Origin of the sequence: Mycolicibacterium sp. lyk4-40-TYG-92 (assembly GCF_030209435.1) — a bacterium.
In the GTDB taxonomy this organism is placed as follows: domain Bacteria; phylum Actinomycetota; class Actinomycetes; order Mycobacteriales; family Mycobacteriaceae; genus Mycobacterium.
Map to the genome: position 1 here is coordinate 1 of NZ_JARVRX010000028.1, position 20,491 is coordinate 20,491.

At 66.5% G+C, this 20,491-nt stretch carries 22 protein-coding genes, 1 tRNA gene and 1 pseudogene; 7 read left to right on the plus strand and 17 right to left on the minus strand.

All coding sequences use genetic code 11. From position 1 onward, the window contains the following. Positions 1 to 292 (plus strand): annotated as a pseudogene (locus tag QRN63_RS28245) (hypothetical protein); the annotation flags it as partial. A 268-nt stretch (positions 293 to 560) separates the two neighbouring features. Here QRN63_RS28245 and QRN63_RS28250 read toward each other — a convergent pair. The 3 genes from QRN63_RS28250 to QRN63_RS28260 all read right to left on the minus strand — a co-directional run bounded on the left by QRN63_RS28250 (position 561) and on the right by QRN63_RS28260 (position 1,681). Beyond that, positions 561 to 651 (minus strand) — tRNA-Ser (locus tag QRN63_RS28250). 59 nt (positions 652 to 710) lie between these two features. After that, positions 711 to 1,166 carry a nucleoside deaminase gene (locus QRN63_RS28255; protein WP_267319538.1) on the minus strand — a complete coding sequence of 152 codons (456 nt, stop codon included), beginning with the start codon at positions 1,164 to 1,166 and terminating at the stop codon, positions 711 to 713. Beyond that, entirely contained in the window at positions 1,163 to 1,681 is a 519-nt protein-coding gene (locus QRN63_RS28260; protein ID WP_267319539.1) for a tRNA adenosine deaminase-associated protein, read from the minus strand. Before QRN63_RS28260 ends, QRN63_RS28255 begins: the two co-directional genes overlap by 4 nt. Before the next feature lie 79 nt (positions 1,682 to 1,760). Between QRN63_RS28260 and QRN63_RS28265 the strand changes: the two genes are divergently transcribed. After that, on the plus strand, positions 1,761 to 2,720 hold the full coding sequence (locus QRN63_RS28265; protein ID WP_285034383.1) for a prephenate dehydrogenase: 960 nt from the start codon (positions 1,761 to 1,763) through the stop codon (positions 2,718 to 2,720). Here the strand turns inward: QRN63_RS28265 and QRN63_RS28270 are convergent. From QRN63_RS28270 to QRN63_RS28290, 5 genes are read right to left on the minus strand one after another with little or no spacing between them, the layout of a single operon-like run. Further along, entirely contained in the window at positions 2,683 to 3,285 is a 603-nt protein-coding gene (locus QRN63_RS28270) for a putative glycolipid-binding domain-containing protein (RefSeq protein ID WP_285034385.1), read from the minus strand. The genes QRN63_RS28265 and QRN63_RS28270 overlap by 38 nt on opposite strands. A 4-nt stretch (positions 3,286 to 3,289) precedes the next feature. Next, positions 3,290 to 3,991, minus strand: coding sequence for an ABC transporter permease (locus QRN63_RS28275; protein WP_285034387.1), 702 nt, complete (start codon positions 3,989 to 3,991; stop codon positions 3,290 to 3,292). After that, positions 3,988 to 4,632: an ABC transporter permease gene (locus QRN63_RS28280; protein ID WP_267319542.1), complete on the minus strand. Its 645-nt coding sequence runs from the start codon at positions 4,630 to 4,632 to the stop codon at positions 3,988 to 3,990. The genes QRN63_RS28275 and QRN63_RS28280 overlap by 4 nt, the downstream gene beginning before the upstream one ends. Then, a complete protein-coding gene (locus QRN63_RS28285; RefSeq protein WP_285034390.1) occupies positions 4,620 to 5,726 on the minus strand; it encodes an ABC transporter ATP-binding protein in 1,107 nt (368 codons plus the stop codon). The genes QRN63_RS28280 and QRN63_RS28285 overlap by 13 nt, the downstream gene beginning before the upstream one ends. Beyond that, on the minus strand, positions 5,723 to 6,652 hold the full coding sequence (locus tag QRN63_RS28290; RefSeq protein ID WP_285034391.1) for an ABC transporter substrate-binding protein: 930 nt from the start codon (positions 6,650 to 6,652) through the stop codon (positions 5,723 to 5,725). Before QRN63_RS28290 ends, QRN63_RS28285 begins: the two co-directional genes overlap by 4 nt. 106 nt (positions 6,653 to 6,758) lie before the next feature. Here QRN63_RS28290 and QRN63_RS28295 point away from each other — a divergent pair, with 106 nt between their 5' ends. Then, a complete protein-coding gene (locus QRN63_RS28295; RefSeq protein WP_267319545.1) occupies positions 6,759 to 7,169 on the plus strand; it encodes a LapA family protein in 411 nt (136 codons plus the stop codon). A 139-nt stretch (positions 7,170 to 7,308) separates the two neighbouring features. On the opposite strand, the gene QRN63_RS28300 is transcribed toward QRN63_RS28295, so the two are convergent. Beyond that, positions 7,309 to 8,331 (minus strand): phosphotransferase family protein, encoded by a 1,023-nt coding sequence (locus QRN63_RS28300; RefSeq protein WP_285034394.1) that lies wholly within the window; start codon positions 8,329 to 8,331, stop codon positions 7,309 to 7,311. Positions 8,332 to 8,340: 9 nt separating this feature from the next. Further along, a complete protein-coding gene (locus QRN63_RS28305) occupies positions 8,341 to 8,949 on the minus strand; it encodes a histidine phosphatase family protein (RefSeq protein WP_285034395.1) in 609 nt (202 codons plus the stop codon). Between the two features lie 87 nt (positions 8,950 to 9,036). Between QRN63_RS28305 and QRN63_RS28310 the strand changes: the two genes are divergently transcribed. Beyond that, positions 9,037 to 9,768: a GntR family transcriptional regulator gene (locus QRN63_RS28310; RefSeq protein WP_267319548.1), complete on the plus strand. Its 732-nt coding sequence runs from the start codon at positions 9,037 to 9,039 to the stop codon at positions 9,766 to 9,768. A gap of 48 nt (positions 9,769 to 9,816) precedes the next feature. Here QRN63_RS28310 and QRN63_RS28315 read toward each other — a convergent pair whose 3' ends face one another. From QRN63_RS28315 to QRN63_RS28325, 3 genes are all read right to left on the minus strand, one after another. Then, on the minus strand, positions 9,817 to 11,151 hold the full coding sequence (locus tag QRN63_RS28315; protein WP_285034397.1) for an MFS transporter: 1,335 nt from the start codon (positions 11,149 to 11,151) through the stop codon (positions 9,817 to 9,819). 193 nt (positions 11,152 to 11,344) lie between these two features. After that, positions 11,345 to 11,998, minus strand: coding sequence for a phosphonatase-like hydrolase (locus QRN63_RS28320; RefSeq protein WP_285034455.1), 654 nt, complete (start codon positions 11,996 to 11,998; stop codon positions 11,345 to 11,347). Positions 11,999 to 12,085: 87 nt separating this feature from the next. Next, positions 12,086 to 13,231, minus strand: a complete 1,146-nt coding sequence (locus tag QRN63_RS28325; RefSeq protein ID WP_285034400.1) for a TIGR03364 family FAD-dependent oxidoreductase — start codon at positions 13,229 to 13,231, stop codon at positions 12,086 to 12,088. 187 nt (positions 13,232 to 13,418) lie between these two features. On the opposite strand from QRN63_RS28325, the gene QRN63_RS28330 reads away from it, so the two are divergent. Then, the gene (locus QRN63_RS28330; protein ID WP_285034402.1) at positions 13,419 to 14,177 is read left to right on the plus strand and encodes an SDR family NAD(P)-dependent oxidoreductase; all 759 of its coding nucleotides are present in this window, start codon (positions 13,419 to 13,421) and stop codon (positions 14,175 to 14,177) included. Position 14,178: 1 nt separating this feature from the next. Here QRN63_RS28330 and QRN63_RS28335 read toward each other — a convergent pair whose 3' ends face one another. Next, complete coding sequence (locus tag QRN63_RS28335) at positions 14,179 to 14,841, minus strand: TetR/AcrR family transcriptional regulator (protein ID WP_267319552.1); 663 nt, start codon at positions 14,839 to 14,841, stop codon at positions 14,179 to 14,181. A gap of 70 nt (positions 14,842 to 14,911) precedes the next feature. Here QRN63_RS28335 and QRN63_RS28340 point away from each other — a divergent pair, with 70 nt between their 5' ends. Further along, the gene (locus tag QRN63_RS28340) at positions 14,912 to 16,357 is read left to right on the plus strand and encodes a carotenoid oxygenase family protein (protein ID WP_285034405.1); all 1,446 of its coding nucleotides are present in this window, start codon (positions 14,912 to 14,914) and stop codon (positions 16,355 to 16,357) included. A gap of 17 nt (positions 16,358 to 16,374) precedes the next feature. On the opposite strand, the gene QRN63_RS28345 is transcribed toward QRN63_RS28340, so the two are convergent. From QRN63_RS28345 to QRN63_RS28355, 3 genes are read right to left on the minus strand one after another with little or no spacing between them, the layout of a single operon-like run. After that, on the minus strand, positions 16,375 to 18,252 hold the full coding sequence (locus QRN63_RS28345) for an alkyl/aryl-sulfatase (protein WP_285034408.1): 1,878 nt from the start codon (positions 18,250 to 18,252) through the stop codon (positions 16,375 to 16,377). Between the two features lie 31 nt (positions 18,253 to 18,283). Continuing rightward, positions 18,284 to 18,775 carry a metallophosphoesterase family protein gene (locus QRN63_RS28350; protein ID WP_285034410.1) on the minus strand — a complete coding sequence of 164 codons (492 nt, stop codon included), beginning with the start codon at positions 18,773 to 18,775 and terminating at the stop codon, positions 18,284 to 18,286. Then, positions 18,775 to 19,743, minus strand: a complete 969-nt coding sequence (locus tag QRN63_RS28355; protein ID WP_285034412.1) for a phosphotriesterase family protein — start codon at positions 19,741 to 19,743, stop codon at positions 18,775 to 18,777. Before QRN63_RS28355 ends, QRN63_RS28350 begins: the two co-directional genes overlap by 1 nt. 127 nt (positions 19,744 to 19,870) lie before the next feature. On the opposite strand from QRN63_RS28355, the gene QRN63_RS28360 reads away from it, so the two are divergent. Next, positions 19,871 to 20,335, plus strand: coding sequence for a hypothetical protein (locus QRN63_RS28360; protein WP_267319557.1), 465 nt, complete (start codon positions 19,871 to 19,873; stop codon positions 20,333 to 20,335). The last annotated feature ends 156 nt before the right edge of the window (positions 20,336 to 20,491 follow it).

Consider the following 20,491-nt stretch of genomic DNA (forward strand, 5'->3'; position numbering starts at 1 on the left):
CGGCGGCGGCGCGGGCGTGAACACCCCGTTCGGTGGCAGCGGCTTCAACGCCGGCGCCTCCAACGAGTTCGCCGCACCCGCCCCGGCCGACTTCATCCCGACGTTCGGCGCCGGCACCGGCGGCGGTGCGGCCGTCAACACCCCGGTCGGCGGCAGCGGCTTCAACACCGGCACCTCCGGCGAAATCGGCCCTGACGGTGTCCAGGCCGGCACCAATTCCGGTGCAGGCGTCGCGACCCCGGTCGGCGGCTCCAACTTCAACAGCGGATCGGCCTTCACCTTCGGCCGCTGAGTCCGGGTCACAACGGCCAGGCACCCGCACGGGTGTCTGGCCTTTGTGGTTTCCGGGCGAGATCAGCGGGCGGGCTCCGGAAGTACGTAGCGTCCGTCACGCAGCAGGGCGATCTACCCCGATTGAAGCCAGGCACTTCTTCCGGGCGCCGGCGGTCCCTGAGGGCAATGACCGCCGGCACATCGCAACCGCGATTGCACTCAGGTACCTCGCCGCCGGTACCAAGCTCGCAAAAAGCCCCCCACCTGCACTGACAGGTGAGGGGCTATGGCGGTGGCGGAGGGATTTGAACCCTCGGTGGGGGGTTACCCCACACACGCTTTCGAGGCGTGCTCCTTAGGCCGCTCGGACACGCCACCGTGTGGCAGCTTACCGGCCACAGGGTGTCTCGCCCTAATCGGGCTCTGACCAGGACGTCCTATCTCTGGCGGGCGAAGAACCCCGCCATCAGCGCGGCGCACTCGGCCTCGAGCACCCCGCCGCGGACCTCCGGGCGGTGCGTCAGCCGCCGGTCGCGGACCACGTCCCACAGCGAGCCGACGGCGCCGGTCTTGGGTTCCCAGGCCCCGAACACCACGCGCGCCACCCGCGACATCACCAGCGCGCCGGCGCACATGGTGCAGGGCTCGACGGTGACCGCCAGCGTCGCGCCTTCCAGCCGCCAGCCGTCGCCGTGCACCGCGGCGGCCGCGCGCAGCGCCAGGATTTCGGCGTGCGCGGTCGGGTCACCCAGTGATTCGCGCGCGTTGGCGGCCCGGGCCAGCTCGACCCCGTCGGCCGAGAACACGACCGCCCCGATCGGCACGTCGTCGGCCCCGGCGAGTTCGGCGGCCTCCAGGGCGGCCCTGATCAGCCGCTCATCAGCGGAACTCACCGCCCCAGCTTGTCCAATACCGCCACGAGTTCGTCGTTGAAGCCCATCTCCTGGGCGATGCGGCTGAGTTGTTCGTCGGCGTACTCGTCGTCGGCGAGGATCACGCCGAGCACCGCTTCGGGCAGGCCCAGGTCGGCCAGCAGCCCGAGGTCGCCTTCCTCGAACGGGTCGTCTTCCTCGAGCTCTTCCAGGCTCAGGTCGGCGTCCAGCTTCTCCAGCACTTCGGCGGCGATGTCGTAGTCCAGCGCCGCCGTGGCATCCGACAGCAGCAGCCGGGCCCCGGAGGGGGCCGGACGGACGATGACGAAGAACTCGTCGTCGACGTTCAGGAGGCCGAAAACCGCACCGGCGGAACGCAGTTCACGAAGTTCGGTCTCGGCGGCAGCCAGGTCCACCAGCGCCGCCCGTTTCAGCGGGACGCAACGCCATGCGCCGTCCTCCCGGACAACCGCCACTCCGAAGCCGTCGGGGAGATCGGCAACCTGCTGCTGTGCCTGCGCGCGCTGTACTCCCATGCGGATAACGCTAGTCCGCACTCTGCCACTTGACCAGCGGTCCCATATGTACCCCACCCGGGCCGTGTGCAAACCTTGGATGGTGACAACTCCGGTGTGTGTGCTCGGTATGGGACTCATCGGCGGTTCGCTGATGAGGGCCGGGCAGGCCGCGGGCCGCGAGGTGTACGGATACAACCGTTCGATCGACGCGGTCCGGGCGGCGACGGCCGACGGCTTCGACGCCACAGAAGACCTCACCGCGGCGCTGAAGCGCGCCGCGTCGACCGAGGCACTGATCGTCCTGGCGGTACCGGTGCCCGCACTGCCGATCATGCTCGAGCACATCCGCGACACCGCCCCGGACTGCCCGCTCACCGACGTGGTGAGCGTCAAAGGCAATGTGCTGCAACAGGTTCAGCAATACGGGCTGCTCGGCCGTTTTGTCGGCGGACACCCGATGGCCGGCACCGCGCATTCCGGTTGGACTGCCGGGGCCGCCGACCTGTTCGTCGGGGCGCCGTGGGTGGTGAGCGTCGACGACCACGTCGACCCCCAGGTGTGGGCCCAGGTGATGCATCTCGCGCTGGACTGCCGCGCGGTGATCGTGCCCGCGCGCTCCGATGAACACGACGCCGCGGCCGCCGCCATCTCGCACCTGCCGCACCTGCTGGCCGAGGCCCTGGCCGCGACGGCGGGCGAGGTTCCGCTGGCGTTCGCGCTGGCCGCGGGTTCGTTCCGGGACGGCACCCGGGTCGCTGCCACTGCACCCGACCTGGTCCGGGCCATGTGCGAGGCCAACGCGACGGAGCTGACGGCGATGCTCGACCGGGCCATGGAGCTGCTGAGTCAGGCCCGCTCGTCGCTGGCCGAGGCGCAATCGGTGGCCGAGCTGGTCGAAAGCGGCCACGCCGCGCGGGTCCGCTACGACAGCTTCAGCCGGCCACAGATCCTCGCGACGACCATCGGGGAAGAAGGCTGGCGCCAGGAATTGGCCGCGCTGGGCCGCGCCGGCGGCGTGATCAGATCCGCTCTGCCAGTCCGGGGTAGCCGAGGATGAAGCCGTCGTCGTCGACGGTGATCGAGGTATCCGCGACGGGCGAGTCCAGCTTGATCGGCCGGCCCGGGCCCGCACTGGTGTAACCGATCGTCACGGATTCCACCGTCAGATCGGGCACCCGGACGTAGACGACGGGCAGCGACACCGACGCGGTGCGGTTGTGCAGGCCGGTACGCCGGATGGGCAGCGCGTTGAAGAACGGGCTGAAGACGACGTCGACGTCCAGTGCTCCGTTGTAGGCGGCCCGACGGGCCTGGTTCTGGTGGTCCTGCACCAGCCACATGTTCTCTTCGTCACGGGCAATGGACAGTTGCCGCTCACGCTGCGCCAGGGTGACGGTGAGAGACAGGCGTTTGGTTGCTCCGCTCTCGTCGGTCACCAGGTCGTACGACGCGCTGAACGCGGGATGAATCTCGGTGGCAGCGGCCACTATCCGGCCGTACGCCTTGATCCGGTTGCCGGACAACTGCACCCGCGCCGATTCCATCCGTGATACATCCGGCGCGCGCCAGGTCAGAATCGCGGGCCAGGCGGGTTCGGTGACTTCGGTCTGGTCTGCGCTCACCCGTCTACCGTAGGCGACGGAGGCCCGGCTTCGCAGTCACGATTGCAACTCCGGACGGACCCGGCCGGGACGCCCGCACAGCCAGTGCCAAGGCAGCGTCCAGAGCCAGGGCGAGGCCGGCAACCAACAACGCGCCGACCAGCGCGAGATAGAACTGGCGCACCTTGATGCCGTCGATCAGGAACCGGCCCAGCCCGCCGAGGCTGGCGTACGCGGCGACGGTCGCGGTGGCGACCACCTGGAGCGTGGCGGTCCGCAGCCCGCCGACGATCAGCGGCATGGCATTGGGCACCTCGGCGCGCAGCAGCACCTGTCGCTCTGTCATGCCCATGGCGCGGGCGGCGTCGACCACCACCGGGTCGACGTTGGCGATCCCGGCATACGTTCCGGCCAGAAGTGGCGGGATCCCCAGCAGCATCAGGGCGACGGTCGGCGGTACCAGGCCCAGTCCCCACAGCAGGACGCCGAGCAGCAGGACGCCGAGGGTGGGCAGGGCGCGCAGGGCGTTGACGCCGCCGACCACCAGCGCCGTGCCGCGACCGGTGTGCCCGACGTACATGCCTACGGGAATCGCGACGAGCGCGCTGCACAGCACCGCGATGCCGGTGTACTCCAGGTGCTCCAGCATCCGCATGCCGAGGCCCGCCGGGCCGGTCCAGTTGGCCGCGGTGAAGATGTAGGCGAGGGCCTGGTGCAGGAAGTTCATGCCGGCGCCTTCGCCCGCGTCCACGGGGTGGCCAGACGGCCCGCGCTGAGGATGATGAGGTCGACGACCACCGCCAGCACGAAGATGGCGATGATGCCGGCGACGATCTGGTCGCTCTTGTCAGCCTGGTACCCCTCGGTGAACCAGGTGCCCAGCCCGCCGATGCCGATCACCGAACCGACCGACACCATCGAGATATTGGTGACGGCGACCACGCGCATCCCGGCCGTCAGGACCGGAATCGACAGTGGCAGTTCGACTCTCAGGAACCGGGTACGCGGCCGGTAACCCATGGCCGTAGCCGCCTCGCGCGTGTCCGCGGGGACGGCATCGAGCGCCTCGGGCACCGTCCGCATCAGCAGCGCGACGGTGTAGAGGGTCAGCGCGACCAGGACGTTGGCCTCGTCGAGAATCCGCGTCGGAATGATCAACGGCAGCACCACGAACAGCGCCAGCGACGGGATGGTGAAGACGATGCTGGCGGTGACGGTGCTGATTCGGCGCAGCCGCGGTCGCTGCCGCACATAGGCGCCCAGCGGCACGGCGATCAGCACCCCGATGAGCAACGGCACCAGCGCCAGCCGCAGGTGAATCTGTGTGAGGACCCAGGCAGCTTCCAGGTGAGTCATCAGGTATCGCATCGCCCGCCCTTGCGGCTCTTGATGATTGCCAGCACATCATCGATGCCCACACCGCCGATCACGTGGCCCCGCTCATCGACGGCCACCCCCAGGCCGGACGGGGACGACAACGCCGAATCCAGTGCCAGCCGCAGGGTGCCGTCCGGCCGGAACAGCGAGCCGCCGGCGATGGTGCTGTCGTACAAGGACTTTCCATGTCGGTGCTGACCCACGCCGTCGGCGTTGATCCACGCGTAGGGGGTGCCGTCGGCGTTGACGACCAGGGCCCACTGCCCGTCGGTCAGATCCAGTGCGTCGACCGCCGGTTCGGTGACGGTGCGGATGTCGCGGAGCCGGAGTCCATCGGCGTCCCGGAACTGCAGGCCGCGGTAGCCGCGGTCGGCACCGACGAAACCGGCGACGAACGCGTTGGCTGGATTGGACAACAGACGCTGCGGTGCGTCGTACTGCTGCAGGGTGCCACCGGGACCGAACACCGCGACGCGGTCGCCGAGTTTGACGGCCTCGTCGATGTCGTGCGTGACGAACACGATGGTCTTACGTAGATCGCTTTGCAGCCGCAGGATTTCGGTCTGCAGGTCTTCGCGGACGACGGGATCCACCGCGCTGAACGGCTCGTCCATCAGCAGGATGGGTGGATCGGCGGCCAGCGCCCGCGCCACCCCGACGCGCTGCTGCTGGCCACCCGACAGCTGCGCCGGGTAGCGGTCGGCGAGCTTGACGTCGAGCCCGACACGCTCCAACACGCCCAGCGCCTTTTTCCTTGCGCTGCGGCGCGATTCGCCCTTGAGGACCGGCACCGTGGCGACGTTGTCCACTACCTTGAGGTGGGGCATGAGCCCGGCGCTCTGCAGCACGTACCCGATGCCGAGGCGCAGCCGCACCGGGTCGACGGTGGCGACGTTGGCACCGTCGACGGTCAGGGTTCCGGAGGTCGGGTCGATCATCCGGTTGATCATCCGCATGGAGGTGGTCTTGCCGCACCCGGAGGGTCCGACGAACACCGACAGCGTGCCCTCGGCGATCTCGAGGCTCAGTTCATCGACAGCTACGGCGCTGCCGTAGCTCTTGGTGACCTTGTCGAACGTGATCATCGGCCCACCGGCTTGTCGAAACCGTTGTCCTGGACCCATTTTTTCGCCGCCTGGTCGGCGTCGATGCCGCCGTTGCCGGAGACCGCGGTGTTCATCTCGATGAGCGCCTTCGTCGTGAGTTTCGCGCTGACGCCGTCGAGCACCGTCTTGAGCAGATCGGACTTCTTCTGCGATGCCACCAGCGGCACCACGTTGGCGGCCAGGAAGTTGTGCTTCGGATCGTCGAGCACCACCAGATTGTTCTGGACGATGGCCGGCGAGGTGCTGAAAATATCTGCTGCGGTGACGGTTCCGTCGACCAGCGCCCGGACCGTGGCCGGCCCCCCACCGTCGCTGATCGCGATGAAGTTGACCGGTGCGATGTCGAGGCCGTACTTGGCTTTCAGCCCGGGTAGACCCTCGGTGCGCTGCAGGAATTCCGACGGCGCACCGAATTTCACCTGGGCCGAGTGCTGGGCCAGGTCTCCGATGGTCTTGAGATTCCATTTCTTGGCGGTTTCCGCTGACACCGCGACGGTGTCGGTGTCGGCGGCCGGGGACGGCGTCAGGATGGACAGGTCACCCGGAAGCACTCGGGCAAGTGCCAATTCGACGTCATCGGCGGCGGTGGCTTTGGTCTTCGGATCGAAGTACTGCAGCAGGTTGCCGGTGTATTCCGGGATCAGGTCGATCGAATGATCCTTCACCGCAGGAACGTACGTCTCGCGGCTGCCGATGCCGAACTGGCGACCGACGGTAAAGCCGTTGGCCGCCAACGCCTGCGCATAGATTTCGGCGATGATCTTCGACTCGGGGAAGTCGGCGGAACCCACCACGATCGACTTGAGATCACCCGAGATGCTGCCCCCACCGAGGGGATTGGCGCTGCCGCAGCCCGTCAGCAGGGCAGCGAGCAGCAGGGCCAGAGCGGTCAGAAATCGCGCCACCCGAACATCCTTTCGGCGTCGTGCACTCAGGCCGACCCTAGCGTTATTCGAAAATTGTTGCCGCAGTTCCCGGCATCCTGCCCGCAGAACCGTCAAGATGGTTGGTATGAGTAGCGATCACGCGACTTCCCCAGACCCGTCCGGGTCGACGCCCAAGCCGGCAGCTGTGCCCGCCGAACCGCCGGCACCCAAGACGCCGAAGCCGACGTCCAAGAAGTCCGATACAGAGGCGCCCCCGGCGGGAACGCCGAAGTCTGCGGTGAAGTTCACGCGTACCGCGGCGCTGTGGTCGGCGCTGATCCTCGGCTTCCTCATCCTCATCCTGCTGCTGGTGTTCATCCTGCAGAACGGCGACGACGTCACGCTGCGGCTGTTCGGCTGGCAGCTGACCATCCAGAAGGGTGTGGCGATCCTGCTCTCGGCGGTCGCAGGTGGTCTGCTGACCTTCGCGGTGGCCAGCATTCGGATTCTGCAGCTGCGGCTCGCCGCACGGAAGAACTTGAAGGCCGGCCTCTAGTTCTCACCCACCCGCGAGCGTGCGTGTCTGCACCCGACACGCCGACCGCAATGCGCCAGAACGTCGCGCTCGCCAGCCGCGAGGGCGACGTTTTTGCACGAAGACCACGGCGTGTTGCGTGCAGACACGCACGCTCGCGCTAAGAAAGGACGGCCAAGCCGGCGGCGATGAGCGGCGCGACGGCTTCGCCGACGGGGTCGTCGTGGTCGGCTCCGCCGGCGGCCATGCGGGCGCGGAAGTCGATGCCTGCCGCGATGATGGCCAGCTTGAAGTACGCCAGCGCCAGGTAAAACTCCCAATGATCCAAAGGTCGTCCCGCCGCCACGGCGTACTTCTGGGCCAGGGCATCCATCGAGGGAATCTTGTCCGAGGACCAGGCCGCGTCGGTGTGCACCATGCCGAACATCGGGTGGCGGTAGACGCACATCAGCGCGGCGTCGGACAACGGGTCACCGAGGGTCGACATCTCCCAGTCCAGCACCGCCCGCACTTTGGTCGCGTCGACGGCGTCGAGCATGGTGTTGTCGATGCGGTAGTCGCCGTGCACGATGGCGCTGCGGCTCTGCGGTGGCAGCTTTTCCGTCAGCAGACCATGCAGCCGGCGCACGTCCGCGTCGCGCGCATCGTCCGGCAGCCGCACCAGATCCCACTGCGAACCCCAGCGCCGCACCTGCCGTTCCAGGTACCCTTTCGCCTTTCCGAAGTCCCCGAGCCCGACAGCCTCCGGATCCAGCGCATGCAGGTCGGCCAGCACCTTGATCAGCGCGTCCACACACGCGTCGATGGCCTGCTGATCCCCGAGTGCGTCGAGCTCTGCCGAATACCGAACGACGCGGCCCGGCACGAAATCGACCATCTGGAACGGCGCACCCAGTACCGAGTCGTCATTGCGCATCGTCACCGCGTGCGCCACCGGCACCGTCGTACCCTCAAGCGCCGCAACGACTTTGTACTCCCGCGCCATGTCGTGCGCCGACGGCGTCAGCCCGTGCAGTGGCGGCCGGCGCAGCACCCATTTGGCGGCGTCGTCGAACACCAGGAACGTCAGATTCGATCGGCCACCGGCGATCAGCTCGGCGCGCAGCTCACCGCTGCGGGCCACCCCGATCTCGCGCAGGTGCGCGTCCAGGGCGGTCAGGTCCAAGCCGTCGAGAGATGCCACCCGATCTGTCTACCATCGCTGATTTCGCGGCAGCAGATCCCACACGTGTTCGACGCTGTTGACGCCGGCCACCGCGAGCCGGCCGCTGCGAGAAGCCAGCAGCCGGGTGATGCCGGTGTAGTCGACCTGGAACGACAGGATGCGCTCGGTCGGCACGATGTCGTGCAGCAGCCCGTTGATCACGCCGCCGTGGCTGAAGATGACGACGGTGTCCTCGGCCTCGGCCTCGCTCGCGATGTCCATGACGGCCTCGGTGATGCGGGCCAGGAACGCCTCTTCGTCGACACTGCTGGGCAGGTGGCCCGTCATGAGCCGGGCCATCTCTTCGGGGTGCTCGGCCGCGATCTGCTCGATCGGGATGTACTGCGCCATGTCGCGGTCGTACTCGGCGAGCCGGTCGTCGATTTCGATGTTCAGCCCCAGCGCGGCCGCCACCGGCTGCCCGGTCTGGATGGCGCGCTTCTGCGGGCTGCTGATCAGCCGGGTGATCGGGAACCGCTTGAGCGCGTCCGGCAGCCGGTCGGCCTGCGCGATGCCTTCCTCGGAGAGGTCGGGGTCGGCGCCCTCACCGGGCTCGTTGCGCAGCGGCAGGGCATGACGGATCAGAAGCAGTTGCATAGCGGTTTCCTCCACAGCGGTTGTGCGCTGACGGGCAATACTATGCAGCTAAGTTGTCATGACAAGACACCGAGAGGCGGTACACCGATGGTCGGCTCCCGGTCGCGCCATGAGCATGTCGCGGCGGTGCTGCGGCAGCGGATCACGCGGCACGAGTACCAGATCGGTGAGTCACTGCCCGCCGAGAGCGCGCTGTGCGCGGAGTTCGACGTATCCCGGGGGCCGGTCCGCCAGGCCCTCGCGACACTGAAAAACGAAGGCCTGATCCGCATTTCGCGGGGCAAGCCGGCCACCGTCCGCAGCCACGATGTCCGTCAGACGCTGGACACGTTCACGCCGTTCACCCAGTGGGCCGAACGCAACGGCCGCACCGCGGGGAGCCGGACCCTGGAGATCTCGCGCCGCCGCGCCAGCGAGACCGCGGCCACCGCGCTTAGCTTGACCACCGACGACTTCGTCGTCGAGGTGCTGCGCGTGCGACTACTCGACGGTGAGCCGGTGATGATCGAGCGAAGCAGCTTCACCGACGCGGTGGGTTCGCTGCTGTTCGAATTCGACACCGACTCCGGATCGATCACCGACTATCTGACCGACCGTGGTGTGCAGTGGGACGCCATGGAGCACGTGCTGGACGCTGTCGCCGCAGATGACATCGACGCCGAGAACATGCACATCGAGCGGGGCAGTCCCCTACTGCGTGAGCGTCGGACCTCACGCGACCAGTACGGGGTGGCGTTCGAATATTCCGACGACCGCTACCGGCCCGACGTGGTGGCCTTCAGCATCGTCAACGCCCGCACCATCGACGTCCGCGCCTGACAAAACAATCCCCCGCAAGCGAACTCGCGGGGGATTGCGCGCAGCTGGCTAGTCGGCCACAGGCATCCGATTCCAGTAGGGAATCAACAGCAGCATGGCGACGAACGCGGCCCCGGCGAAGCCGTAGAACAGTGCTGAGGTACCGAGGTAACCCGGCAACAGACCACCGAGGATGGCACCGACCGAGCCGCAACCGTTGATGATTCCCGTCGCCGTACCCGCGTGCTTGGACGTACCGAAGTCGACGGCCGCGATACACGAGATCATGGCATCAGCGCCGTAGACGGTCAGGCCGATCAGACCGAGGACACCGACCATGACCCACACATTGCCTGTCGCGGTCAGCGGCCCGAACAGCATGAGCACCACAACCAGCACGGCCAGGCTGATCACGCTCGCCGGCACCCGGCGCGCCTTGAACACCTTGTCCGAGACGCGGCCCAGCAGGATCGGTGCGATGACACCGGCGATACCGAACGCGACCGGAACGGTCACCGCGGTGAACTTGTCACTGTCGTGCAGCTGTTCGGCGACGATCACCGGGCCCCACAGGAGGATGGCGTAGCGAGCCGGCTTGAGCAGAAAATACGCTGCCCCAAGGGTTCTCACCATCTGATCCTTCAGCACCACGGCGAGGGACTCGCGCCACGACGAACTGGGCTCGGCGATGGCCTCGTCCGTGGCGGCGGCATCGAGCTCGACCCCTTCCACCGTGTCCCCGGCCGCCCGGTACTCCTCGATCGGCGGCAGGCCGACGTCCGCGGGGCTGTTGCGCTGAAAGATGAAGAACAGCAAGAACACGACGGCGACGATGGCCGCACCGCTGAAGAACGCCGCGCGCCAACTGCCGAACAGGTCGTAGGCGAACCACCCGACCACCGGTGCGGCGACGAGGCCACCGAAGGCGTAGTTGGTGCTCCACAGCCCCAGGACGTGGCCACGTTCCCCGACGGAGAAGAACTGGGACATGTTGCTCAACGTGCCCGACCAGCCCGTCGACTGGGCCAGGCCTTGCACGATCATCAATGGCAGCAGGAAGACCACGGCAGGCAGCAGACCCATGAACAGGGTCGCGATCGCCGAGATGGCCAGGCCGCCGAGCACGACGACCCGTGGGCCGAACCGGTCAGAGACCTGGCCCCAGACGAATTGGCCGACGGCGTAGGCGGTGAGATACGCGGCGTCGAGGTTGGCCAGGACGCTCTTGGTCAAATGCAGGTGCAGGACGGGGTCTTCGAGAATGCCGAGCTTGGCGACGGAGAACGTCTGACGGGTGAAATAGAAACCGGCATAGGCGATCCACGTGATGGCGAAGATCCGGATACGCCAGCGTTCATACTTCGGATTTGTGGTGCGCGACTTGGACAGCAGGGTGTGCGACATGGCTGTTCACTTCCACTGGGTGCGGGTAAGGGAGCGCGGAGCGAAGAAGGCCGACCAGAGGCGTGGAGACGCCATCGAGATCGTCGGCAAGGCAAGGGTTTTGGCGCGAGAGCGCGAGAGGTTAGAGTGATGAGCGCGGGGGTGGTCGGGGCCGAGGGTGCGGCACCCGACCACCGCGGAGTGCGTCGTCGAATCAGCCCAGGGTTGCCACCAAACCGGGCAGGTCGGCCACGCTGTCCAGGATGTGGGTGGCGCCGGCAGCGGAAAGCTGCGCAGCGTTGTGCGCGCCGGTCAGCACGCCGACCGAAGCGCGCGCTCCGGCACGCATGCCGGTGATGACGTCCGACGAGGTGTCACCGACGACCACCATCGATTGCACCGACTCGGTCTCGGTCTGCATAAGGGCTGCGAGCGCCATGTCGGGGTAGGGCCGTCCGCGGACGCCGGGCGCGGGGCAGAGCACTGCGTCGGCGAGGTCCTGCCAACCCAGCGCCTCGATGATGGCCTGCTGGGTTTCCCGGGCGAAGCCCGTGGTCAGCGCGACCTTGATACCGCGCGACCGGAAAGATGTAATGACATGTTCAGCCTGCGGGATGGGGCTGCACTTGCCGTCTGCGACCAATTGGGCGTAACAGCGCTCGAACTCCTTGTTGGCCGCTTGCGCCTGCTCTTCGTTGCCGCGGCTCAGGTGGCGGAACACGACGATCTTCGACTGCCCCATGGTGTCGGCGACGTAGCGCAGCATTTCCGCGCGGTCCGCATCGGTCTTCGACAGACCGGCATGACCGTCGGCGGCCAGGAACGATTGCTGCACCAGGCCGGTGTCCTCGACCGTCGTGCCGGCCATGTCGAACACCACCAGGCTGATTCCCGATGTTGCTTGGTTGCCCACTTTGGGGTCCTTTCCTATTGGGGTGATTGGGTTTTGGTTGTTCTAGACGGTGGCGGGCACGCTCGTCGCCGCCAGCGCACGCTCGACGCTGCTTGCCGCGAGGCCCATGCTGGTGGTCATGCCGATGCCGGTGGTGACGGTGACGACGTGGGTGCGTTCCACCGGTTCCTCGATGAGGAACTCCTGGCCCGGCGCCGAGCAATAGACGCCCTGCCAGCGTTCGGTGATGTCGATGTCGCTGACGCCGAACAGTTTTCGGGTTTGGTCGAGCAGGATGTCGAAGCCCTGCTCGGACTGGAACGGCGCGGCCGTGACTTCCCGGATGTGGGTGTCGCCGATCAGTAGCGAGCCGTCGGGCTGCGGCGTGAACATCAGGTGCAGGTCGATGTCCACCGCGTCGGGGTGCTCGTCCCGCAGTCGCTGTGCGACGGCACCGACACTGGGCAGGTCCTCGAAACCCGCGTACCGCAGCAACGACCAACCGGTGAACAGCGGCGCCGGGAGCGTGAACGCCAACGGCAGCCTGGCACGGATCATGTGCAGCCGGCACCGGAGCAAGCCGTCGCGCTCAGCCAGGTGGGGGAACAGCCGGTCGATGTCGTAGTTCACGGCGATGAAGGTGGTCTCGGTGCGTATCGGCCCGCGCGAGGTATGCACGACGCCCGGCTCGAAGCCGGAAGCCGCGGTACGCCAATGAAAGTCGACGCCTTGCGATTCCAGCCACCGCGCGATGGACGGCACCGCGGTTCGCGGGTCGACCTGAAGGTCGTTGGGCAGGTACATGCCTCCGACGACGCGGAGATCACGCACCGGCAGGCGGTCGACCATCTGCTGACGGTTGAGCAGGTGCACGTCACCACTGGGCCGGGCGTCGACGAATTCACGCATGACAGCGAGTTCGTCCTCGTGGCGGGCCACGCAGTAGGTGCCCGCCTCTCGCGACCAGAACCCGGCTTGCCGGGACAGGCCCAGCCAGTGCTGCCGGCCGACCCGGGCGTAGTCCAGCGCGACACCATTCTGCGCCGTGATGCACGCGTGGCCGAAGTTCTGCACCGACGCCCCGGCCACTCCCGCGGCGTGGTCGATCACGGCGACCGCCAGTCCGCGCCGGTGGGCGTGATAGGCGTGCGCAAGGCCGACGATTCCAGCTCCTACGACGACGACGTCGTAGCTCAGTTGATTTGGCATGGCATAACAGTGCGGCACATCGACATAGTTGTCAATACAAGTGATGGGCCGTTTCGGTACTCATATATATAAGTGCAACAGTGTGTGAACGTGCGGGAAACAATGCCGATGGCGCACTACGCACCATGGGACGGTCGGCATGACAACATGGGCACCAGCACCCCACCCCAGCATCGAAGGAGCCGCCATGGGGTACGCCGACGAACTGTTCGACCTCACCGACCGGACGGTCCTCATCACCGGCGGGAGCCGCGGCCTCGGCCGGGAGATGGCGTTCGCCGCGGCCCACTGCGGCGCCAACGTCGTCATCGCCAGCCGGAACCTGGAGTCGTGTCAGGCCACCGCCGCCGAGATCATCGCCGAAACCGGCCGCGACGCGCTGGCCCACCAGGTGCACGTCGGCCGCTGGGACGAACTCGACGGCCTGGTCGACGCGGCCTATGACCGGTTCGGCAAGGTCGACGTACTGGTGAACAACGCCGGCATGTCGCCGTTGTACGAGTCGTTGGGGTCGGTGCCGGAGAAGCTGTTCGATGCGGTGGTCAACCTGAACTTCAAGGGGCCGTTCCGGTTGTCCGCAATAGTCGGTGAGCGGATGGTGGCCGACGGCGGCGGGTCGATGATCAACATCAGCTCGTCAGGCTCCTTGCGCCCCGATGCCTACATGCTCCCCTACGCCGCCGCGAAGGCCGGATTGAACACGCTCACAGAAGGTTTCGCGAAGGCCTTCGGCCCTACCGTCCGCGTCAACACCCTCATGGCGGGGCCGTTCCTCACCGACATCAGCAAGGCCTGGGGCGCGGATACGACCAACGCCTTCCACTCGCTGCCACTGCAGCGGGCCGGGCAGCCACGCGAGATCGTCGGCGCCGCACTGTTTTTGATGTCCGACGCCTCCAGCTTCACCACCGGTTCGATCCTGCGCGCGGACGGCGGGTTCGCCTAGTTCACAGGTGGCCACTGGCCAGCAGCGCGGCGGCCGCGGCGGCGAGTGAGGCGTCGACACGATCGCGTTCGTCACCCATTCCGACGAGGAAATCGACGGTCATCGGGCTGAGAATATCCCGCAGGCCGTGCCCTTCTGCACCGAAGAAACCCGCCATCTCGAGCATCACCGCGCCGTGACACATGCTCCAGATACGGCCTGCGACAGCGGCTTCGCCGTCGTTGCGGATGCGGCCGGCCGCGATCATCCGGCGTACCGACTCACAGAGCGTCTGGAACGACGCGTCACGCGACGTGGCATGACCGGTCACCGTCAAATCTTTACGGACGCTCGACAACGACGCCGGGACGGACGTGCCGAACATCAATTGGTAGTGCTGCGGATTCTTCAGTGCGAACCGTCGGTATGCGGCGCCCATCGAGAAGAAGTCCGCCACCGGATCATCGGTCTGCGGTACGGACGCCAGGGCGTCGCCGAATCGGGCGAAGATCTCGGCCGAGAGGGCGTCGACCACACCGGTCATCGACCCGAAGTGGGTGTACACGACCATCGTCGACGTACCCACCTCGGCGGCGAGCTTCCGCACGCTCAACGCCTGGAGCCCGTCACGCTCCAGGATCGCGATGCCGGCTTCCACCAACTGCCGGCGAATTTCGTCGCTCACCCTTGCACACCATCCATAACAGTGTTATACCAGTAACCACAGCCAATAACACTGTTATGGAGGTTCTGGGATGACCAACCGCTACCTGGAAGGCGCTTTCGCGCCACTGCACGACGAATACACCCTGACCGACCTGACTGTCACCGGCACGATCCCGGACTACCTGGACGGTCGCTATCTACGCAACGGCCCCAACCCCATCGGCGAAATCGACCCCGAGCTCTACCACTGGTTTCTCGGCGACGGCATGGTGCACGGCATCCGCCTCCGCGACGGCAAGGCTGAGTGGTACCGCAATCGCTGGGTACGCGGACCGTTCACCGCGGCCGAGCTCGGCGAGGGCACGCCGGCCGGCCACGGCAGCCCTTTCGGCATCGGCGCCAACACCAACGTGCTGGGCCACGCCGGCAAGACCCTGGCGCTAGTCGAAGGCGGCGGGGCGAGCTATGAACTGACCGACGAATTGGACACCGTCGGCGCGTGCGATTTCAACGGCACCCTCAGCGGCGGCTACACCGCGCACCCGAAACGTGATCCGGAAACCGGTGAACTGCATGCGGTTTCGTACAGCTTCACCCGAGGCAACACCGTGCAGTACTCGGTGATCGGCACTGACGGGCGTGCCAAGCGCACCGTCGACATCGAGGTTCACGGCAGCCCGATGATGCACGATTTCTCGCTGACCGAGCGCCACGTCATCTTCTACGACCTGCCCGTGAGCTTCGATGCGCGGACTGTCACCGAGATGGCGGTACCGAAGGCACTACGGCTGCCGGCGCGACTGTTGTTGTCCTCGTTGATCGGCCGCGTCAAGATTCCCGACCCGGTCATCGCGCGTCAGTCGAGCTTCCGATCGAATGACCGGCGCTTCCCGTACTCGTGGAATCCCAAGTACCCGGCACGGATCGGCGTCATGCCGCGCGACGGAGGGAATTCCGACGTGCGCTGGTTCGACGTCGAGCCGTGCTATGTGTTCCACCCGATGAACGCCTACGACTCCCCCGACGACAACACCATCGTCCTGGATGTGGTGCGGCACCCAAAGATGTTCGCCACGGACCGCATCGGCCCCAACGAAGGGCCGCCCACCTTGGATCGGTGGACCATCGACCTCAGTGCCGGCAAGGTGCTCGAGGACCGCGTGGACGACCACCCGCAGGAATTCCCCCGGGTCGACGAGCGTCTGGTCGGCAAGCGTCACCGCTACGGCTACGCGCCGGTGATCGCCGAGGGCGTCAGCGGCAGTGACACGCTGCTCAAGCACGACTTCGTCGGCGGCAACACCGCAACGCGACATTTCGGGTCCGGGAAAGAGTTGGGCGAGTTCGTCTTTCACCCGTCATCGGCAGATGCCGCCGAGGACGACGGCGTGTTGATGGGCTTCGTCTACAACGCTCAGACCGACCGCAGCGAGCTGGCCATCCTCGACGCCCAGACGCTGCAGGACGTCGCGAACATCCAGCTGCCGCACCGCGTGCCGGCCGGGTTCCACGGCAACTGGGTACCGACCACCTAGCGGGCCGACCGGCTCGGCTACGGCGTGATGATGTTGAACGCCGGGTCGGGCCGGTCGACCACACTCAGCAGTGTCGGCAGTGCGGTGGCATCGCCGGTCACTTCGACGCCCGGTGAACTCGTGTCGCCGGCGGCAAAAGCCAAGAGCCGCAGCTTGTTCGCGAGCGTCACGGTGGCCTGTGCCGTACTCGGGTCAGCGGCGACCTTGCGGTGCACCAGCACCCCGTTCCGCAGCGCCAACCGGTAGTTGGTGGCGACGTCCCCGAAGGTCACGTCGATGGCAAGGTCGAGGTCCCACGCCCGCGGGCCGTTGATGTTGATGGCGAAGGTATCGAACATCTGCTCCGGGCTCAGCTGCGCCAGCATGGTCGGTGACGCGGACTGGGTCGGGGTGCCGAACCTGCCCACGCGCAATTCGGTAGCTCCGGACAGGAAGAAGTTGCGCCACACCGCGTTCTCAGCGCCGTAGGCCAGCTGCTCCAGGGTGTCCGCGTACAGTTCCCGCGCGGCGGCGTGGTTGTCGTCGGTGAAGATTGCGTGATCCAACAGCGTTACCGCCCAACGGAAATCGCCCTCATCGAACGCCGCCTGGGCCAGCTCGACGACGCGGTCGATACCGCCCATCGCCGCCACGTACCGCGGGGCGGACGCCTCCGGCGGGTGCTGCCAGAGCCGCCCCGGGTTGCCGTCGAACCAGCCCATGTAGCGCTGGTAGACCGCTTTGACGTTGTGACTGACCGATCCGTAGTAACCGTGGGTATGCCAGGCCTTCTCCAACGCCGGCGGCATCTGGAAGGTTTCGGCAATCTCGATGCCCGTGTACCCCTGGTTGAGCTGGCGCAACGTCTGGTCATGCAGATAGGCGTACAGATCCCGTTGCACCGACAGGTATTCGACGATGCTGTCCTGGCCCCAGGTGGGCCAGTGGTGCGAGGCGAACACCACCTCGGCGCGGTCGGCGTAGCGATCGATGGCCTCGGTCAGGTAGCCGGCCCACCCATGCGGGTCACGCACCAGCGCACCGCGCAGCGTCAGCAGGTTGTGCAGGTTGTGGGTGGCGTTCTCGGCCATGCACAGCGCGCGGAATTGCGGGAAATAGAAGTGCATTTCGGCCGGCGCCTCGGTGCCGGGCGCCATCTGGAACTCGATCTCGACACCGTCGACGGTGTGGGTCTCGCCGGTGGCCACGATGTCGAGAGTCGGCACAATCAACGCGACTTCGCCGGTAGACCCCACCTGTCCCAGCCCGCATCCCACCTGCCCCTGCGGGCCGCGGTCCAGCGCGGCGCCATACATATACCCGGCCCGACGGGCCATTGCCGTTCCGGCATAGACGTTTTCCTGTACGGCGTGTTCGGTGAAGCCCTCGGGGGCGATGATCGCGACCTTGCCGGCGTCGACGTCGGCCTGCGACGTCACGCCGAGTACCCCGCCGAAGTGGTCGACGTGGCTGTGCGTATAGATGACCGCCCGTACTTCACGATCACCGCGATGGGCCCGGTACAGCGCGAGCGCCGCGGCCGCGGTCTCGGTGGAGATCAGCGGGTCGATGACGATGACGCCGGAGTCACCCTCGATGAAGCTGATGTTCGACAGGTCCAGACCGCGGACCTGGTAGATGCCCGGCACCACTTCGTACAGGCCCTGCTTGGCGCACAGTTGCGACTGCCGCCACAGGCTCGGGTGCACGCTGTCGGGCGCGTCGCCGTTGAGGAAGTTGTAGGAGTCGTTGTCCCACACCACTCTTCCGTCGCCTGCCGTGACGATGCACGGCTCGAGGGCGGCGATGAAGCCACGGTCGGCATCTTCGAAGTCGCGGGTGTCCCCGAACGGGAGCGACGCGACATGGGCACGGTTGGCAGCGGCGATGGCGGCTGTGGGCGGCTTCTGCTCCATGCGACCAACCTAGCGTCAATTTTCGCGCGGGTCAGAGCTTATGAAGCACCACTTCCGACAACCTGCCATCACCGACCGAGGCCGTCATATACGTGCAGTGCGCCTGGCGGCGCCGATCGGTCGGTGAGCCGGGATTGAGCAGCCGCAGACCCGTGGGCGCCGTGCTGTCCCACGGAATATGGCTGTGCCCGAACACCAGAACGTCGGTGTCGGGATACAGCCGGGCCATGCGGGCGTCGCGCCCGGCGGACGCACCGGTCTCGTGCGTGACGGTGAATCGGACGCCCTCGAGCGTGACGTCGGCCCGCTCGGGCAGTCGGGCCCGTAGGTCAGGTCCGTCGTTGTTCCCCCAGCATGCGACGAGGCGCTTGGCCCGCTGCTCGAGTTCGTCGAGCAGACCCACCTCCACCCAGTCGCCGGCATGCAGCACGACGTCGGCCCGGGCCACCTCGTCCCAGACCGGGGCGGGCAGGTCGCGGGCACGCGTGGGCAGGTGCGTGTCAGAGATCAGGAGTAGCCGCATCAGCTGAAATACCGCCGCGGGTTGTCCACCAGCATGGTGGTGATCTGTTCATCGGTGACACCGCGCTCACGCAGGGCGGGCAACACGTCATCGCTGATATGGGTCAGGTTCCAGTTCGGTTGGGCGGCAAGCTTTCCTTCGTGCGAGAACCAGTCGATGAAGCACGACGTGTCGTGCGCCAGCACCATCTTCTCCGCGTAGCCGCGTTTGGCCAGCGCCACGACGGTGTCGACCCGCTGCTCGAACGGCAGTAGCATGTCGAGCCCGAAGCGGTCCATGCCCAGGTATGACCCGGCGTCGGCCAGCGCGCACAGATAGTCGAGGTCGGTGCTGTCGCCGGAGTGGCCGATCACCACCTTGGTCAGGTCGACGCCCTCCGCGGCGAACACTTTCTGGGCGACCAGCCCGGACTCGCTGTGCGCATGGGTGTGCACCGTGATCGGCGCACCGGTCTGCACGTGTGCCTGCCCGACTGCGCGCATCACGCGCTCCACGCCGGGTGTCAAACCCTGGTGTTCGATGGCACATTTCAGGAACGCCGCCTTGACCCCGGTGTCCGCGATACCGTCACGGATGTCCCTGACGAAGAGTTCCACCATCGGCTCCGGGGTGTCGAACAGCAGGCCCGGGCCCGTGTGCAGAAATTGGAACGGCACGTCGTTGTAGGTGTAGATGCCGGTCGCGACGACGATGTTGATGTCGACCTGCTCGTTGACCAGCTGGATACGCGGCAGGTAGCGACCCAACCCGATCACCGTGGGGTCGACGATGGTGTCGATGCCGCGCGATTTGCATTGGCGCAGTTGGTCTATGGCATCGGCGACCCGGGCATCCTCATCCCACGGCGACGGGTAGTCCGGGAAGTTCCGCCGGATCTCGTCGCCCAGGATGAACACGTGCTCATGCATGAGGGTGGCCCCGAGTCGATCGACGGGCACCGGGCCCCTGACGGTCTGCACGTGCGTCATCACCGTCAGTCTGTGTCATGAGCGGTCGGGCATCAAGACCCCATGTCAATCGAGTTGACACAGGCTGCGGATTGCCAGTTAGCTGAGGTAACGTCCCGCTCATCCCGAGCCGCAAAGGAGTGCCCGCATGGATTGGAACTTCCTCGGCACCGACTGGCACCTGTTCGGCAAGCTGGCCGACGTCGCCCTACTGACGCTGCTGTTCGGCGCCACGGTGATGTTCTTCTACATCCAGCGCCTCCGGAAACAGCCACAGCTACCCATCGCGGAAGGCGTTCGAGCCAAACAGACGGTGCTCGCCAAAGTCCGCAAGCGCCAGCCGATGACCGCCGAAGAACTGGAATACGCCACCCAGGTCATCGACAATCAGCGGACGTTGATGACATTCGCAATTCCCCTCACGATCTTTTCGCTGGGGTGTTTCTACGTGCTCGGCAGCCTGGAACAACTCCACGGCGCAACGCCTTCCGAGCGCACCTTTCTCGGGGTCATCGCCATGTTCTCGTCCATCAATGTGACCACCCAGATCTTCCGTGTCATCAAACTGAAGAAGCGGTTGTCGACCGTCACCTTGGTGGATTCTGCGAATTAGCTGAATACCCTCACCTCGGCGTTTGCCACGCCGGAATATGTGCGATCCCGGCAGCGTCGAATGGCTGATAGGGTTTACGCCGACTCATATCAATCTAGTTGATATACCCGATCCTGACATCGAGGGGTGATCGAGTGAGCCAGCGCTCTACCGGCC